Origin of the sequence: Nocardioides sp., assembly GCF_014360585.1 — a bacterium.
Lineage (GTDB): Bacteria > Actinomycetota > Actinomycetes > Propionibacteriales > Nocardioidaceae > Nocardioides.
The window spans coordinates 1-14,310 of the sequence record NZ_JACIXG010000029.1 but is presented as its reverse complement, the minus strand read 5'-3'; the positions used below and the strand labels follow the sequence as shown (position 1 = coordinate 14,310).

Sequence of the window (14,310 nt, the reverse complement as noted above, 5' to 3'; positions counted from 1 at the left end):
AACCAGGGGACCATGCGTTTCACTGACCGATACGGTGATCACATGCCGCACCAGCCTGCCGATCTCGACACCGTGCTCGGCAAGGCGGTGACCATCCTGCGGGCCTTCACGGTCGACGACCAGGTGCTCCCCCTGGCCGAGCTCGTCCGCCGTACCGGCCTCCCGAAGGCGACCGTCCACCGCGTCGCCGGCGACCTGGTCACCAACCGTCTCCTGGACCGCACGCCGCTCGGCTATCGGCTCTCGGGCGGCCTTTTCGAGCTGGGCATGCGCGCCTCGGTCGAGCGCTCGCTGCTGGAGCTGGCGATGCCGTTCCTCCAAGACCTCTACGAGCGCACCCACGAGACCGTCCACCTGGGGGTCCGCGAAGGGCACGACGTCGTCTACGTCGCCAAGATCGGCGGCCACCGACAGGCCAAGTCACCGTCCCGACCGGGCGGACGGATGCCCGTCCACTGCACCGCGATCGGCAAGATCCTGTTGGCCTTCTCCGACCCCGAGGTGCAGCAGGAGGTCCTCAGCAGCCCCCTCCAGCGGCGTACGCCCCACACGATCGTCGCGCCCGGTCTGCTGGAGCGCCAGCTCGGTGCCGCGGTCGAGAACGGCGTCGCCTTCGAGCGCGAGGAGTCGGCGCCCGGGCTCCAGTGCATCGCCGCCCCCATCCTCACCGACGGCGACAGGGCTCTGGCCGCGATCAGCATCACCGGTCCCGTGGGGCGCTTCCGCCCCGAGGCCTACGTGACCCAGGTCCGGGCAGCCGCCCAGGGGCTCTCCAGCCTGGCGAGCCGACGCCGCTCTCTCTCCAGCTGAGGAGCTCAGTCGGTGCGGGCCGGCGGCAGGTCGGCCAACCTGGCGTCGGGGTGGGCCCGGACGGCGTCGAGAAGCTCCAGCCAACCCCGCCCGACCTCGTCGAGCCTGTCTTCGGAGACGAGCCGGAAAGCGGCCGCCCGCAAGACCTCGACCCCTGCCTCGGGCGTACGTCCGGTGGTGCGCAGGACCGTCAGCACCTCTTCCACCGCGGCAGCGGGCGCGGCAGGATCGCCCGCCAACGCCCACTCCAGCTCGTCCTCGGTCGCGACGCCATCGTCGCTCATCGGCGCTCGCTCACAGCTTGATCCAGTAACGCCGGGTGGGGCCATACCCGTACGCAGATGCGTCGATGACGTCTTGGAGCTCGCCACCCTGGGACTCGATGGTGCGAGCCGAGGCCCCGTTGTCCTCGTCGCAGGTGATCAGGACGCGCTCCAGGCCCAACGCTCGCGCCTCGGCGAGCACCATCCCCAGCGCTCGCCGGGCGTGGCCCTGGCGACGGGACGAGGGCCGCACCGAGTAGCCGATGTGCCCGCCCACGTTCTCCAGGGACTCGTTGAGCTCGTGGCGCAGCTGGATGAACCCGACGACCTCGCCGTCGTCGGTGATCCAGAAGCTCGAGGCGTGCACCCGTCCGGGAGGCGGCGGCACCGAGATGTCCCGGTCCCGCGCGGTCTTCGCGACCAGCCGCTCGCACGCCTGCCGGCTCGTGTCGGCGGCCTCCTCGTCAGGGATGGAGGCACCATCGACGTGCCCTCCCTCGAACTCGCGGACGGTGGCCGCCCAGGAGTCGTAGAGGTCGAGCGTGGGAAGAACGAGTGCAGTCATGTCGCAAGCAGACCAGCCGAAGGCCCCGCGGACAAACCGATAACGCCGGATCGTGCCGGACGGGGGCCGGCCAGGACGGCATCAGCCGTCGATCACGACGGTCCCCCGCGCTCGGGAGACGCACAGGATCATGTGCCCCTCGCGCTCGTAGTCGGCCAGGGCGTGGTCGCGGTGCTCGACCTCCCCCTCCAGGACCCGCACCCGGCAGGTGCCGCAGAAACCCTGCTGACAGGAGTACGCCTGGGCGGGCCGCACCCGGCGGACGGCCGTCAGAGCAGACTCCTCGGCGCCCACCTCCACCTCGGTCCCGGAGTCGTCGAGGCGTACCCGGAACGGGCGGCCGCCGAGCACCGGCGGCGGCGAGAACCGCTCGTAGTGCAGGCGGTCGATCTGCGGATCGGGGATCTGTGCCCGGATCGCGTCGATCATCGGCATCGGACCGCAGCAGTAGAGCGCGGCTCCCGCAGGCGCCAACGAGATGATCTTGGCGGCGTCCGGGATGCCCATCTCGTCGTCGGGCCACAGCTGGATCTCGTGGTCGCCGACGATCGTCCGGATCTCCTCGAGGAACGGCATGGTGTCGCGCGAGCGGCCGGTGTAGACGAACTCGTACGGCACGCCTCGGCGCACCACGTCGCGCAGCATCGGCAGGATCGGGGTGATCCCGATCCCGCCGGCGACGAAGAGATAGCCGGCGGGCGAGTCGACGAACGGAAAGGCGTTGCGCGGCCCCTTCAGCACCAGCTGGTCGCCGACGGCGAGATAGTGCGCCTCGACCGACCCGCCGCCTCCCCCGGCGGTCGGCTCGATCAGCCGCACGCTGATCCGGTAGGCAGAGAGGTCGTCGGGGTCGGAGTTGAGCGAGTACTGCCGCAGCCTCCCGCTGGGCAGCACCACGTCGACGTGGGCGCCCGGGTCCCAGACCGGGAGGGCGGCACCGTCCTCGCGTTCGAACCAGATCGCCTTGACGTCGGCGCCCTCCTGGTCGATCCGGCTGACGCGCACGTGGAGATCGCGGTCGATCCGGCCGAGCGGCCTGCGGCGGCGCCAGGACCGGTAGGCGGCCTTGGTCCAGTAGCCCGCGACGACTGCCTCGAAGCCCTTGTAGAGCCGCGAGTCGGGGATGTCCGGGACGGCGTAGCGTGCCGGCTTCACTGGCCCTCCGCGAGGGCGTCGGCCCGCAGCGCCGCGGGCGACTTGGCCAGGTAGCTCACCGCCTGGGCTGTCGACCCTTCCTTGGACGGGTCGTAGGCGGGCAGGAAGAACTTCCAGGTCGCCCACCCGATGCGTACGACCCCGGGCACCAGCCCGCGGCGCTCGGCGTCGATCAGCTTGAGCAGAGTGGCCTTGGACCGCTTGGCCTGATCGGGCTGCGCTGGATCGGGCTGCGCTGGATCGAGCGGCGTCGGGTCGTGGTCCATCAGGTACTGCGCACCGCGCCACCACAGCACGAGCAGCGCAGTGCCGCCGAGCAGGTAGGAGCGGACCCGACGGAGATAGCGCCCGTCGACATGCTGGAAGACGTCGTACGCCACGTTGCGGTGCTCGACCTCCTCGGCCCCGTGCCAGCGCAGCAGGTCGAGCATCGTCTCGTCAGCGCCGGCCTCGTCGAGCGCGGGCGAGTTGAGCACCCAGTTGCCGAGCACCGCGGTGAGATGCTCGAGGCCGGCGATGATCGCGGCGCGCTCGATCAGCCACTCCTCCTTGGCCCGACCGGTCAGGTCGCGGTCACCCAGGATCTTGCGGAACAGCGCCTCGATCTCGGCCGCGAACGGACGTACGTCGAGGCCGTTGGCGGTGAAGTAGTCCTGCACCTCCTGGTGGGCGGCGGCGTGCACGCCCTCCTGCCCGATGAAGCCGATCACGTCCTCGCGGAGCTGGTCGTCCTCGATCAGCGGCAGGATCTCGGAGAACACCTTGACGAACCACCGCTCGCCCTCGGGCAGCAGCAGGTGCAGCACGTTGACGTAGTGGGAGGCGAAGGCCTCGCCCGGGATCCACACCAGCGGCAGCCGGCTCCAGTCGAACTTCACGTTCCGCGGGTGGAGGGCCACCTTGGCCGGCTCGTGCCCGCGCTTGCTCTCCTTGCTCATCGCACACCCTCCTTCTCGACGAAGGCCGCGATCTCGCCGGCGATCAGCTCCGGCTCCGCGGTCACCACCCAGTGTCCGCCGTCGATGACCTGTGTGACCAGCGATGTCGCGTACGCCCGGGGAGCCTCGGTCTGCAGCGGCACCGTCACGTAGGCGTCGTCGCGCGGGGCGATCACCAGCACCGGCACGTCGGTCGGTCGCGGCTCCGGACGGACCAGCTTGCCGAGGAAGTTCGCGCGGTAGAGCTCGACCCCGTTGACCTGGTCCTTCGTCGGCCGCGGTCCGCCACCGACGAACCGGGCGAGCAGCCCCGAGCGCACCATCGCCTCCGGCAGCAGCGGCGCCTGGAAGACGAAGACGTACCAGGAGTGGGCCAGCTGCCGCAGCGAGCTCCGCAGGTGCGTCCGCTCACGCAGCCACGCGGTCGCCATCCCGAGGTCCGGCCCCGAGATGGAAACGTACGTCGCGATCCGGCTGCTCAGGGCCGGGTCGGTCACCGACTCCCAGGTCTGGATCGAGCCCCAGTCGTGCGCCGCGACATGCACCGGCGCGTCGGGCGAGACGGCGTCGATGACCGCCTCGAAGTCCGCGGAGAGCTGTGCCAGGCGATAGCCGCTGGTCGAGTCGGGAACCCCCGACTCCCCCGTGCCGCGTACGTCATAGGCGACGACGTGGAACCGCTCGGCGAGCACCTCCGCGACTCCGTCCCAGACGGAGTGGTTGTCGGGGTAGCCGTGGACGAGCACCACGGTCTCGGCGTCGGCCGGCCCACGCTCGTAGACCGCGAGCCTCAGCCCATCGGTGGTCTCGACCAGCCGTTTGGTCTGCTCGGTCATGCGTCCTCCTACGTCGCAGGCATCTCATCCCATCAGTTAATGAGACACCTTCCCCGCAAACAATAGCAAGCACTTCTTCTGAGCAGGACTCGGCCGGGCACAGTGATCACCGTCGAAAACCACCGGCCCGCCGCAAATCTGGTCTGCGGCGGGCCGGTTCGGAGAGCCGAGGCTACGAGGCGCTGCGGGAGTCAGCCAGACGAGACTCCTCCGCGGCGTGCTCCTCGAGCTCCTTGCGCCGGGCCTCCACCTGGGCGGCGACCTCGTCCGGGTCGTCGATGAGGGCGGCCATGCCACCCGGGACGCGTTCGAGCGCCTCGCGGGCGAAGATCTGCTGCATGGTGGTGGTGCGCTCGGAGCGGTCCCTGCCGATGAAGGACATCATCCAGTGCAGCGTCGCGGTGAGCCGGTTGCGGAACCCGGTCATGTAGGCCAGGTGGACCACCAGCCAGCCGAACCAGGCGAGGACGCCGGACAGCTTGAAGCTGCCCATGCTGAGGACGGCGTTGAAACGGCTGATGGTGGCCATCGAGCCCTTGTCGAAGTACTTGAAGTCGCCCGGATCCGGCTTGCCCTTCAGGCGGGCCTTGATGGTCTTGGCCGCGTGCTTGCCACCTTGGATCGCGACCTGGGCGACACCGGGTAGGTGGTCGAGGCTGATCATGTCGCCGACCACGAAGATCTCGGGGTGGCCCGGCAGGGTGAGGTCGGGGTTGACCGCGATCCGGCCGGCGCGATCGAGCTCGGCGCCGGTCTGCTCCGAGAGCGTCTTGCCCAGCTCGGAGGCCGAGACGCCCGCGGCCCAGATCTTCGCGATCGAGCCGATCCGCTGGGTCTGGCCGTCCTTGAACTTCATCTCGATGCCGAACTCGTCGACGTGCGTGACCATCGCCCCGAGGACGACCTCCACACCGGCCTTCTCAAGCGCCTTCTGCGCTTTGGCACCGAGCTTCTCGCCGAACGGCGGCAGCACCTGCGGCGCAGCGTCGACGAGCACGACTCGCGCCTTCTCCGAGGAGATGTGAGTGAAGTCGTTCTTCAGCACCCGGTGGGACAGCTCGGCGATCTGGCCGGCCATCTCCACGCCGGTCGGGCCCGCGCCCACCACGACGAAGGTGAGCAGGTCGCCGATCGGCTCACCGCGCGAGGCGGTCAGCTCGGCGATCTCGAAGGCACCGAAGATGCGCCCACGCAGCTCGAGCGCGTCGTCGATCGACTTCATGCCGGGCGCGAACTCGGCGAAGTGGTCGTTGCCGAAGTAGGACTGGCCGGCGCCGGCAGCGACGATCAGGGAGTCGTAGGGAACGTCGATCTGCTGGTTGAGCATGGTGGCCTTGACCGTCTTGGCCTCGGCGTCGATCTCGTTGACCTCACCGAGCAGCACGCTGGCGTTCTTCTGCCGGTGCAGGATGTCACGGGTCGGCGGGGCGATCTCGCCCTGCGAGAGGATGCCGGTCGCCACCTGGTAGAGCAGCGGCTGGAACAGGTGATGGGTCGTCTTCGCGATCAAGGTCACCTCGACGTCGTCGCGGCCCTTGAACGCCTTCGCGGAGAAGAGCCCCCCGAAGCCGGAACCGATGATGACGACCCGGTGCTTTGCCTGGTCCGCTGACATTGCCAATACCCTCCGCTACCTGAAACACAAGAGACCGTTTGAACGTTCCACCTCATATTCTGAACCATTCCGGCGGATCTGTTCATTCCCGGGTGGGACTACTTGGTCACAGTTGCCAGTCAGCCGCTGAGCATGCGTTTCTGCCGCGTGTCTGTTGTCGGATCGAAACCCGCTGACTTTAATCTGTGAGGGCGGGCGGGACCTTGTGCCCTAGTGGTCCATGGCCAAGATCAGACACCTTCAAGTGCGGAAAATCCTTGCAACGAACGACACACAACGCGATCGTGTGTACTGCGAACCCCCGAGCTCGGAGGAGGAGACCATGCCGTTGAGCCGGCCAGCTCTTCTGCTCCGCACCGGTTCCCGCGCAGTCCAGGACGCCCGCTCCTGGGTCCGGGCGGCCTGTGAGGAGATCGACCGCGCCGAACTCACCGAGTGCGCCGAGTTCGGCGTCTCCGAGCTGGTCTCCAACGCCCTCTTCCACGGCGCCGCTCCGGTCACGATCCGGATGCGCGGCACCGTCGACCACCCCCGCGTCGAGATCCGCGATGCCTCGACCGAGCCACCGCTGCTGCCGGTCCCACTCGCTCTCGACGACGAAGAGGAGGTCCTGCTGACCGTCGGCCGCGGCCTCTCGATCGTGGCCAGCGTCTCCGACGCGTGGGGCGCCGACATCGACGCGTCCGGCAAGACCGTCTGGTTCGCCCCAGCCGCGGAGATCGACGAGGGCGACGGGGTCGAGGGCGTGATCACCGGCCCGGCCGGCGCGCCACCGAGGCCCGAACGCCTCGGCTCCGAGACCGTGGACGTCAGCATCCTCGGCGTACCCGTTGCGCTCTACAAAGGCTTCCAGCATCACTTCCGCGAGCTGAGGCGCGAGGTGCGCCTTCTCTCCCTCGCGCACGCCAACGACTACCCGCTCGCCGCCAGCCTCTCGGCCCTCTTCGGCTCGCTCGAGCGCCAGCTCCTCGACGGCCTCGGCCACGGTCACCTCTCCGGGGTGATCGGCTCCGGCGCCCACCGGGAGACGGCAGACCTGCACGTGCGCATGCCGCGGTCCGCGGCCGAGACGATGCGCCGCTTCCTCGACATGCTCGACCTCATCGACGAGTTCTGCCGCCAGGAGCGGCTGCTCGTCCTGGCCCGCTCCCCCGAGCAGGTCGCCTTCCAGCGCTGGTTCCTCGGCGAATACCTCACCCAGGCCGCCGGCGGGCGCCCGACCCGCTGGTGCGGGACCCAGATGATCGGCCCGCTGCACTAGTACGCTGTCGGCGTGCTGCGTGAGCATCGCGACCTGCTCGCCCCCATCGCCGCGGGAGGCTCGCTCGGGTCGCTGGCCCGCTGGGGCCTCGCGGAGGCGCTCCCCCAGAGCCCCCAGGAATCGACATGGCCGTGGGCGACGCTCCTCGCCAACGTCTCCGGCTGTCTGCTGCTCGGCCTGCTGATGGCTTTCGTCCTGGGTCCGTGGTCGACTGTCCCGTTCTGGGGCCGCTACCTGCGTCCCTTCCTCGGAGTCGGCGTGCTCGGCGGCTACACCACCTTCTCGACCTACGAGCTGGAGATGTACGTCCTGATCGGGCATGCGCCGGCGCTGGCGATGCTCTATCTGCTCGTCTCGGTGGTCGCCGGGGTCGCCGCCGTCTGGCTCGGGCTGACCCTCGGCCGGGTCATCGTCCTCGACAGCGGTCGCGAGGTCGTGGTCGGTTGCGTCGACCCGGACCTCGGTCCCGACCCTGCTCCCGACCCGGGCGAAGGAGAGCAGCGGTGACCGTGCTCCTCGTCCTGCTCGGCGGCGCGGTCGGTGCGCCGGCGCGCTACCTGACCGACCTCTACGTCCGGCAGTGGACCGGCGCGGACTTCCCCTGGGGGACGATGGCGGTCAACGCCGTCGGCTCCCTCGTGATCGGGTTGCTGGCCGGGGCGGCCGCGGGCGGCGTACTTCCTGCGTGGGTGCTCACCCTGGTCGGCACGGGCTTCTGCGGGGCGCTGACCACGTTCTCGACCTTCTCCTACGAGACCGTCCGCCTTGCCGAGGACGGCCGGTGGCGATCGGCGGCCCTGAACGTCGTCGGCTCGCTCGCGGTCGGTGCGATCGCGGTCAGCCTCGGCTGGGTGGCCGGGTCGGCGGTCTAGGCCCAGCCGAGCTCGTGGAGCTTGTCGTCATCGATGCCGAAGTGGTGGGCGATCTCGTGGATGACGGTGATGCGGATCTCGGCGGCCAGATCGTCCTCGTCGACGCACATCTGCTGCAGCGGCTGACGGAAGATGAAGATCCGGTCGGGGAGAGTGCCTCCGTAGAGGTCGTTGCGGTCGGTCAGCGCCACCCCGTCGTAGAGACCGAGGGTCCCCTGGGGCTCGCCCTCGGGCGGCCACTCCTCGACGAGCACGACGAGGTTGTGCACCTGGGCAGCCAGCTCGTCCGGGACGGCGTCGAGCGCCTGGTCCACGAGTGCGTCGAAGCGCTCTGGGCTTATCTCAATCCCCACACCCGCTATTCTGCCGGGTGACAGATACTTCTACGCAACCGCTTCAGGAGTATTTTTTCGCAGGTTTGCGCGAGCCTGGCGCTCCAGGTCCCGCTGGTGGAGCTCTCCGTTGCGCGGACGGCCGCGGGTGCGCTTGCGAGCGACCACGATCCCCTCGTAGAAAACCTCGCCGCCCCACACGCCGTGCGGCTCCTGCCGGGCGATCGCACCCTGCAGGCAGGAGAGCTGCAGCGGGCACGTACGACACAGCGCCTTGGCCCGGTCCGCGTCGACGCTGGTCGCGGCGAACCACAGGTCTCCGTCCTCGATCGCGCACGGCAGCTCGCTCCAGTGCACGCCGGTGGCCTCTCTCGCCGTCGCCACAGGCGAACCAGTCATCACAGCCCCATCCCCTCGCTGATCCCCGTCTTCAGGGATACCCACAGAAGAGGGTGGTCGGATGGCCTGTCAGTTTTCTGTCAATAGGCAGGTGCTTGGAGCGGTCACGCAGAGTTGAGCTGTCATCTACAACAGGGGATTCCACAACACCGCGACCCTGCTGGTACAAACTGTCCACACTAGAGGGAGGAAGGGCTAGGGTTTGCGATCATGCGCTCAATGAGAAAGGCCTCGGCGTCCATCACCGTGGGCCACCGACCGGTGGAGGATTTCCACAGACGGATGGCGCATGACCCCAACAGCCGAGCCATCGCCTCGGAGTCCCGGGACTGGCTTCTGGTGAAGTCCCTGCTCCAGCCGGGCGAGGTCCAGTGGGCACGGGTCGCGGTGAAGTTCCCCCACGAGGGAAATGCCTCAGGCCACGCGTTCCTGACCGACCGTCGGGTGATGTTCGAGTTCCACGAGCGCGTCTTCTCGGTCAACCTGGCCGTGGTCACCTTCATCGGTGTCCCGCCCCCGCCCAGCCTGGGCGACTTCATCATCGAGGCCCTCGTGCCCGGATCGTCGTACTCCACGACGATGAAGATCCGGGACAAGGACGCCTTCCACGACTTCTTCCCGACCCTCGACTACGCGGCCCGCGCCGCCGGCGCCCAGCTGAACGTCAACGCCAGCTGGGGTGGCGAGTACGGCTCCGGCAGCTCCCAGGGTCAGCCCGCTCCCAGCAGCTACGGCGTCGCTCCGGCCCCCGGGTCCTACCCTGCCCAAGTGTCCTACCCGAACACCGGCTCCTACTACCCCAACCAGGGCCCGTACGGCACCAACACCGGCTCCTACTACGGTCAGTCGCCGAGCACGGGCGCCCAGCGCGCCGTCGGCGGCTATGCCGGACAGCAGGGCGCGCAGCAGCGTGCCCGCGAGGAGGCTGCGCTGGTCGAGGCCAACCTCGCCCACGCACTGCCGGCCTTCCTGCACGAAGGTGAGTCGATCCTCGCCGGTGCCGACATGCTCCAGAACATGACCGACGTCGAGATGAAGGTGATGTCCACCGAGTCGCGCCTGATCGTCGTCGAGGGCAACATCCTGTGGGCCTCCCCGCTCGAGCAGACCCACGTCATCTACGCAGGTGGCGAGCGCAGCCACCTGCGCCTGCTGGTCGAGCGGGTCACCGAGACCATGGCGCTGACCCCGGCTCCGCCGTCGGCGAACCCGGCCGACCAGCGCCGTCTCGTACTTCGTACGTTGCGCGATGCCGCCGCCGGCGAGCAGCTGCACAACCACCTGACCACCAACGGCGGCCAGGTCTTCGACGCCTGGCCGGAGCACTAGCCCTCTACATACGAAGAGAGCCCCAGCCGACCGGCTGGGGCTCTCTCGTGTCTGCTGTGGGTCAGTCCTGCGGGTTGAAGAACAGACCGAGGGCGACGGCCCAGACGAGGTGCCACAGGTAGACACCCAGGACGGTGCCCCATCCGAGGTTGGTCGAGAAGAAGCCCGGGTCGATCCCGATGACCTCCTCCGGGTGCAGGGCCGGGATCCACCAACCGCAGGAGGCGGTGGCGAGGAACATGCCCATGCCGAGCGAACGCGCGAGGTTGCTCGAGGTGGTGTGGGTCTTGCCGAGCCACGGGAAGATCACCAGGGCGTAGGCGAGCGCGAAGACCATGCCGTTGAAGTAGTGGAAGCCCATGCCGGCGAACCACTGCGAGACGGCGAAGCCGGCCTCGTTGGCGGTGGCGTTCGGGGTCAGGATGACGCCGTTGAAGAACGCGAAGTCCAGCGGACCGTCCATGATGCCGAGGCCGTAGATCCAGTAGCCGAACATCGTGGCGAGCTGGGTCGCGCCGAAACCGGCGACGAGGGCACCGATGAGGCGGTTGTTGTTGACGAACTGCGGCCAGTGCGTGCCGGTCGTCTGCGCCATCACCGCCGGCTGCTGGATCGCCGGCTCCTGGTACTGCGGCTGGGCCTGAGACTGCTGCGGACGCTGGTCCCAACCAAGGGCGGGGGGCTGCTGCTGGGCGGGCGCCGACGGGGTGCGGTAGGCACCGTTCGTCTGCATCCGCGACGCAAGCTCGTCCGCACTCGCCGCATGGGGCGGCCGATGCGGGTAGTACGACGACATGGTGGTGTTGCCTCCTGATTACCGAACGTCTAAGTCGTTCCCCCGTGCCCTGCCGAATTTGCGACGTCGACACAAGCGGCAGAATCCTCTCACGGGAGGACAGCAGCCCGCACGTTACCGCCTACTCGGCTTATATCCCACAGGGTCGAACGGCCCGAGCCGGGGTGAGGTCGGGGGGACCTCTGGCCCGAGACTCCTGCCGAAGCAGGAGGACCACCCTCCCACGCACGCCCTCCCCCGCGCTCGCCACCGCCCGGCGTGTCCCGCCCTCCGGGCACACCGCGGATCGCACCAGTAACACCAGCCCCAGGGATACCCGGATGACCGGGTAACCCACACGACAGCCGCCCACGCGAACGATCACGCCGAACAACTAAAGGGGTCGGCGGTAAGACCCCGCCGCGGCCGGAGGCCGCCATGTAAATCGAGAAACGACGTGGACCGCTTTGCGGTCACACGTCGTCTTCGTTTCGAGCGACCCTGACGAGACTTGAACTCGCGACCTCCGCCGTGACAGGGCGGCGCGCTAACCAACTGCGCTACAGGGCCTAGTTTGTTTCCGCTGTTCTGCGGCAACGGGAAAAACATAGCCCATGGGCGCGGAGGATTCACAATCGGGGAGGCGTCCTACTCCTCGAAGGGTTCCTCGCCCTTCGGCTCCTCGTCGGTGAGGCCTTCCACGAGGCGGTTCTTGACCATGTACGCCATCGCCCGGTCGGCTGCCCGGGCCTTGCGCCGCAGGGCCTCGACACCGGGGGCCTTCTCGTCGCTGTACGCCGCGAGCCGGGCGACCTCGCGCCCGGTCTGACGCTGGATCTCGGACATCGCGAGCCACACCCCGAGGTCCTGCTCGAGACCTTCGCGGGAGCGCAGGATGGCTGCGGTGAGGAGCTGGATGACGGTGACCTCGACGTCCTCGGCGGTGGACGAACTGGAGACGAGGGTCGCGGCGATCGTGCCGGCGCCGGTGGTGGTGATCGCGCCGGCGGTGACGAGCCCGCCGACCATCCCACCGGGACCGAAGGCGGAGAGCGCCCCGATGATCGCGGCTCCCCCGGCCAGCCCGGCCGGGGCGGCCAGCGCGAGTCCGATCGGCCCGGCGACCAGCACGGCGGCCCCGATCCCGATGCCGACCCACAGCTTCCACTGGTCGACCGGGTAGACGGCCTTCGACGCGGACTGCATCGCGATGTGCAGGTTCTCGCCGAGGCCGCCACCGAGCCCCATCCAGACCGTCAGGTCGTGGAATGCCTGGCGGCGTACGTCGTCGGGGACGTCGATCTCATACGGCCGCACCGGGTTGGCGGTCGCCAGTGCCACCAGGGCGAGGACGGCCTCTTCCTTGGAGAGCTGGGTCAGCGGCTTGGGCCGGGGCAGGTCCTGGTCACTGGGAAGGTCGGGCGAGACGCGCAGGTCCAAGAGCTGTTGGGGGATGCGTACGCCGTCGTGCTGGTAGTTCTCGATCACCCGCTCCAGGACCTCGTGCTGGACGACGCGCAGGGCGGCGCCGAAGCGCTCCTGGGTGGCGCCCTTGAGGTGGTCGCGGAGGAACTGGGCGTAGGCGAGCCACAGCGCCAGGCGCACCTCGAGCGAGTTGAGGGCGACGTCGGGGGTGCCCTCGACGCGCGCGATCTCCTTGGTCAGCGAACCGAACAGGCCGCGTCCGATCGCGGTGGCGACCGGCTTGGAGCGGAGGTAGGTGGTGGTGCGGTGATCGAGACCGAGCCCGACCTGGAGATCGAGCGCCCACGGGAAGTGGCGCCAGATGCCCCGCAGGCCGGTCACCGCGTCGCCGTTGCTCCACACATTGACCCACCAGCCGACGTGGTCGACAGGCGACTTCATCTCCAGACGGTCGGAGTCCTCGTGGAGGTTCGGGTGGGCGGCGGGGCTGCCCATGGTGACCAGCCCGACGACCGTCAGCTTCGGCGGGAGCCGGCGCAGCAGATCGATCGCGATGATCGAGCCCAGGCTGTGGCCGACGATGACGATCTCACCCTCCTCGGGAAGCTCGTCGAGGACCATCCGCAGCGTACGCGCCCTGATCCCGGGCTTGGTCACATAGTTGTGCGCCTGGCGGAGCACCCTCAGCACGATCGGCGCCAGCGAGTCGGTCACCCCGACCGGTGATGCCGGGACAGGCTCACCGAGGATCTTCTCGAGCTCAGCGGTCGCGCGCTCGACCCGGCGGCGTACGCCCCGCTGCTCCTCGGCGCTCAGCCTCGGCGTCGTGACCGGCGGGATCCTCAGGGTCCGGTCAGCGATATCGGTGCGGAGCACGTCCGGATACTTCGGCGCAATGACCTCGACCCCGTCGAGCCCCGGGTAGCCGACATCCTGGAGCGCCTTGTCCAGCGCACGGCGCCAGGCGTCGCGCGGGTCACCGTTGCCGACGCCGTGAAGGTAGAGGAGCGAGACCACCTTTTGATTGTCTCTTATGTCGTGAGAAACACGGGGTTACGCGGGGCCGACTGTTTCAGGGGCCGGACATGTCGGGGCCCTCATCCCGCTGTTCGCGCCTGTCGAACCCCGCCTTCGCTGGCCTTGTCGAACCCGCCTTCGCTGGTCGAGCCGCCGGAGCCGCTAGGCGGAGGCGTGTCGAGACCAACACAGTCGCTTCGGTGGTTGAGCTTGTCGAGACCCCCCTGTCACCGGCGGTCGAGCCTGCCGAGACCCCCCGTCCCGCTGGTCATGCCTGCCGAGACACCCGACACCGGTGGTCGAGCCTGCCGAGACCCCACCCCCGCTGGTCGAGCTTGTCGAGACCCTCGCCCCCGCTGGTCGAGCCGCCGGAGCCGCTAGGCGGAGGCGTGTCGAGACCAACACAGTTCCCTGCCGGGACGTCTCTCGCTCCCGGTGGTCGAGCTTGTCGAGACCTCCCTGCCGGAACGTCCCACCCGAGGCCGGCCTGGGCCGCCGACCCTTCTTTGAAGGGTGTTCTCGACATGCCCCGGAGTCAAGGACGGCCTTCGGCCGCCGGCTACGCCGGCCGCATTCGCGGTCCTTGACACCGGACCACGTCGAGAAAAAATTTGGCTGGCTATCGGGGCGGCGGCCCGGGTGTGGCGCAGCGCATTCATTCCTCGGACGGATGATGTTGAAGGAGCGGGAGGGTGGCCCTTCGGGCCACTTACCATCC

At 68.9% G+C, this 14,310-nt stretch carries 15 protein-coding genes and 1 tRNA gene; 5 read left to right on the top strand and 11 right to left on the bottom strand.

What is annotated here, in order from left to right; genetic code table 11:
- Window positions 1-42 precede the first annotated feature (42 nt).
- Window positions 43-810 carry an IclR family transcriptional regulator gene (locus H5T77_RS11685; protein WP_292649300.1) on the top strand — a complete coding sequence of 256 codons (768 nt, stop codon included), beginning with the start codon at window positions 43-45 and terminating at the stop codon, window positions 808-810.
- 5 nt (window positions 811-815) lie between these two features.
- Here H5T77_RS11685 and H5T77_RS11680 read toward each other — a convergent pair whose 3' ends face one another.
- The 6 genes from H5T77_RS11680 to H5T77_RS11655 all read right to left on the bottom strand — a co-directional run bounded on the left by H5T77_RS11680 (window position 816) and on the right by H5T77_RS11655 (window position 6,182).
- On the bottom strand, window positions 816-1,094 hold the full coding sequence (locus H5T77_RS11680; protein WP_292649298.1) for a hypothetical protein: 279 nt from the start codon (window positions 1,092-1,094) through the stop codon (window positions 816-818).
- A gap of 10 nt (window positions 1,095-1,104) precedes the next feature.
- Window positions 1,105-1,638 (bottom strand): GNAT family N-acetyltransferase, encoded by a 534-nt coding sequence (locus tag H5T77_RS11675; RefSeq protein ID WP_292649294.1) that lies wholly within the window; start codon window positions 1,636-1,638, stop codon window positions 1,105-1,107.
- 81 nt (window positions 1,639-1,719) lie between these two features.
- Complete coding sequence (locus tag H5T77_RS11670) at window positions 1,720-2,793, bottom strand: PDR/VanB family oxidoreductase (RefSeq protein ID WP_292649290.1); 1,074 nt, start codon at window positions 2,791-2,793, stop codon at window positions 1,720-1,722.
- Entirely contained in the window at window positions 2,790-3,731 is a 942-nt protein-coding gene (locus H5T77_RS11665) for a metal-dependent hydrolase (RefSeq protein WP_292649288.1), read from the bottom strand. Before H5T77_RS11665 ends, H5T77_RS11670 begins: the two co-directional genes overlap by 4 nt.
- Entirely contained in the window at window positions 3,728-4,567 is an 840-nt protein-coding gene (locus tag H5T77_RS11660) for an alpha/beta fold hydrolase (protein ID WP_292649285.1), read from the bottom strand. The genes H5T77_RS11665 and H5T77_RS11660 overlap by 4 nt, the downstream gene beginning before the upstream one ends.
- Before the next feature lie 172 nt (window positions 4,568-4,739).
- Window positions 4,740-6,182: an NAD(P)/FAD-dependent oxidoreductase gene (locus tag H5T77_RS11655; RefSeq protein WP_292649282.1), complete on the bottom strand. Its 1,443-nt coding sequence runs from the start codon at window positions 6,180-6,182 to the stop codon at window positions 4,740-4,742.
- A gap of 322 nt (window positions 6,183-6,504) precedes the next feature.
- On the opposite strand from H5T77_RS11655, the gene H5T77_RS11650 reads away from it, so the two are divergent.
- From H5T77_RS11650 to crcB, 3 genes are read left to right on the top strand one after another with little or no spacing between them, the layout of a single operon-like run.
- Window positions 6,505-7,443: an ATP-binding protein gene (locus tag H5T77_RS11650; RefSeq protein ID WP_292649279.1), complete on the top strand. Its 939-nt coding sequence runs from the start codon at window positions 6,505-6,507 to the stop codon at window positions 7,441-7,443.
- A 12-nt stretch (window positions 7,444-7,455) separates the two neighbouring features.
- Window positions 7,456-7,950: a fluoride efflux transporter FluC gene (locus tag H5T77_RS11645; RefSeq protein ID WP_292649277.1), complete on the top strand. Its 495-nt coding sequence runs from the start codon at window positions 7,456-7,458 to the stop codon at window positions 7,948-7,950.
- Window positions 7,947-8,315 (top strand): fluoride efflux transporter CrcB, encoded by a 369-nt coding sequence (gene crcB / locus H5T77_RS11640; RefSeq protein WP_292649275.1) that lies wholly within the window; start codon window positions 7,947-7,949, stop codon window positions 8,313-8,315. The genes H5T77_RS11645 and crcB overlap by 4 nt, the downstream gene beginning before the upstream one ends.
- Here crcB and H5T77_RS11635 read toward each other — a convergent pair.
- Together H5T77_RS11635 and H5T77_RS11630 are read right to left on the bottom strand one after the other, a co-directional pair.
- Window positions 8,312-8,668: a metallopeptidase family protein gene (locus tag H5T77_RS11635; RefSeq protein ID WP_292649273.1), complete on the bottom strand. Its 357-nt coding sequence runs from the start codon at window positions 8,666-8,668 to the stop codon at window positions 8,312-8,314. The two genes, crcB and H5T77_RS11635, sit on opposite strands and share 4 nt — an antisense overlap.
- A 30-nt stretch (window positions 8,669-8,698) precedes the next feature.
- Entirely contained in the window at window positions 8,699-9,046 is a 348-nt protein-coding gene (locus tag H5T77_RS11630; RefSeq protein ID WP_292649271.1) for a WhiB family transcriptional regulator, read from the bottom strand.
- Between the two features lie 282 nt (window positions 9,047-9,328).
- Between H5T77_RS11630 and H5T77_RS11625 the strand changes: the two genes are divergently transcribed.
- Window positions 9,329-10,375, top strand: coding sequence for a hypothetical protein (locus H5T77_RS11625; protein WP_292649268.1), 1,047 nt, complete (start codon window positions 9,329-9,331; stop codon window positions 10,373-10,375).
- A 61-nt stretch (window positions 10,376-10,436) separates the two neighbouring features.
- On the opposite strand, the gene H5T77_RS11620 is transcribed toward H5T77_RS11625, so the two are convergent.
- From H5T77_RS11620 to H5T77_RS11610, 3 genes are all read right to left on the bottom strand, one after another.
- A complete protein-coding gene (locus H5T77_RS11620; RefSeq protein ID WP_292649265.1) occupies window positions 10,437-11,108 on the bottom strand; it encodes a hypothetical protein in 672 nt (223 codons plus the stop codon).
- Between the two features lie 538 nt (window positions 11,109-11,646).
- Window positions 11,647-11,720: transfer RNA gene (locus H5T77_RS11615), tRNA-Asp, on the bottom strand.
- A gap of 78 nt (window positions 11,721-11,798) precedes the next feature.
- Window positions 11,799-13,592, bottom strand: a complete 1,794-nt coding sequence (locus H5T77_RS11610) for an alpha/beta hydrolase family protein (protein WP_292649262.1) — start codon at window positions 13,590-13,592, stop codon at window positions 11,799-11,801.
- Between the last annotated feature and the right edge of the window lie 718 nt (window positions 13,593-14,310).

Excerpts from the sequence above, each read along its gene's own strand:
- H5T77_RS11665 (WP_292649288.1), bottom strand. The coding sequence starts at position 3,731 with ATGAGCAAGGAGAGCAAGCGCGGGCACGAGCCGGCCAAGGTGGCCCTC.
- H5T77_RS11655 (WP_292649282.1), bottom strand. The coding sequence starts at position 6,182 with ATGTCAGCGGACCAGGCAAAGCACCGGGTCGTCATCATCGGTTCCGGC.
- H5T77_RS11625 (WP_292649268.1), top strand. The coding sequence starts at position 9,329 with ATGGCGCATGACCCCAACAGCCGAGCCATCGCCTCGGAGTCCCGGGAC.
- H5T77_RS11685 (WP_292649300.1), top strand. The coding sequence starts at position 43 with ATGCCGCACCAGCCTGCCGATCTCGACACCGTGCTCGGCAAGGCGGTG.
- H5T77_RS11620 (WP_292649265.1), bottom strand. The coding sequence starts at position 11,108 with ATGCAGACGAACGGTGCCTACCGCACCCCGTCGGCGCCCGCCCAGCAG.
- H5T77_RS11675 (WP_292649294.1), bottom strand. The coding sequence starts at position 1,638 with ATGACTGCACTCGTTCTTCCCACGCTCGACCTCTACGACTCCTGGGCG.
- H5T77_RS11630 (WP_292649271.1), bottom strand. The coding sequence starts at position 9,046 with ATGACTGGTTCGCCTGTGGCGACGGCGAGAGAGGCCACCGGCGTGCAC.
- H5T77_RS11660 (WP_292649285.1), bottom strand. The coding sequence starts at position 4,567 with ATGACCGAGCAGACCAAACGGCTGGTCGAGACCACCGATGGGCTGAGG.
- H5T77_RS11680 (WP_292649298.1), bottom strand. The coding sequence starts at position 1,094 with ATGAGCGACGATGGCGTCGCGACCGAGGACGAGCTGGAGTGGGCGTTG.
- H5T77_RS11650 (WP_292649279.1), top strand. The coding sequence starts at position 6,505 with ATGCCGTTGAGCCGGCCAGCTCTTCTGCTCCGCACCGGTTCCCGCGCA.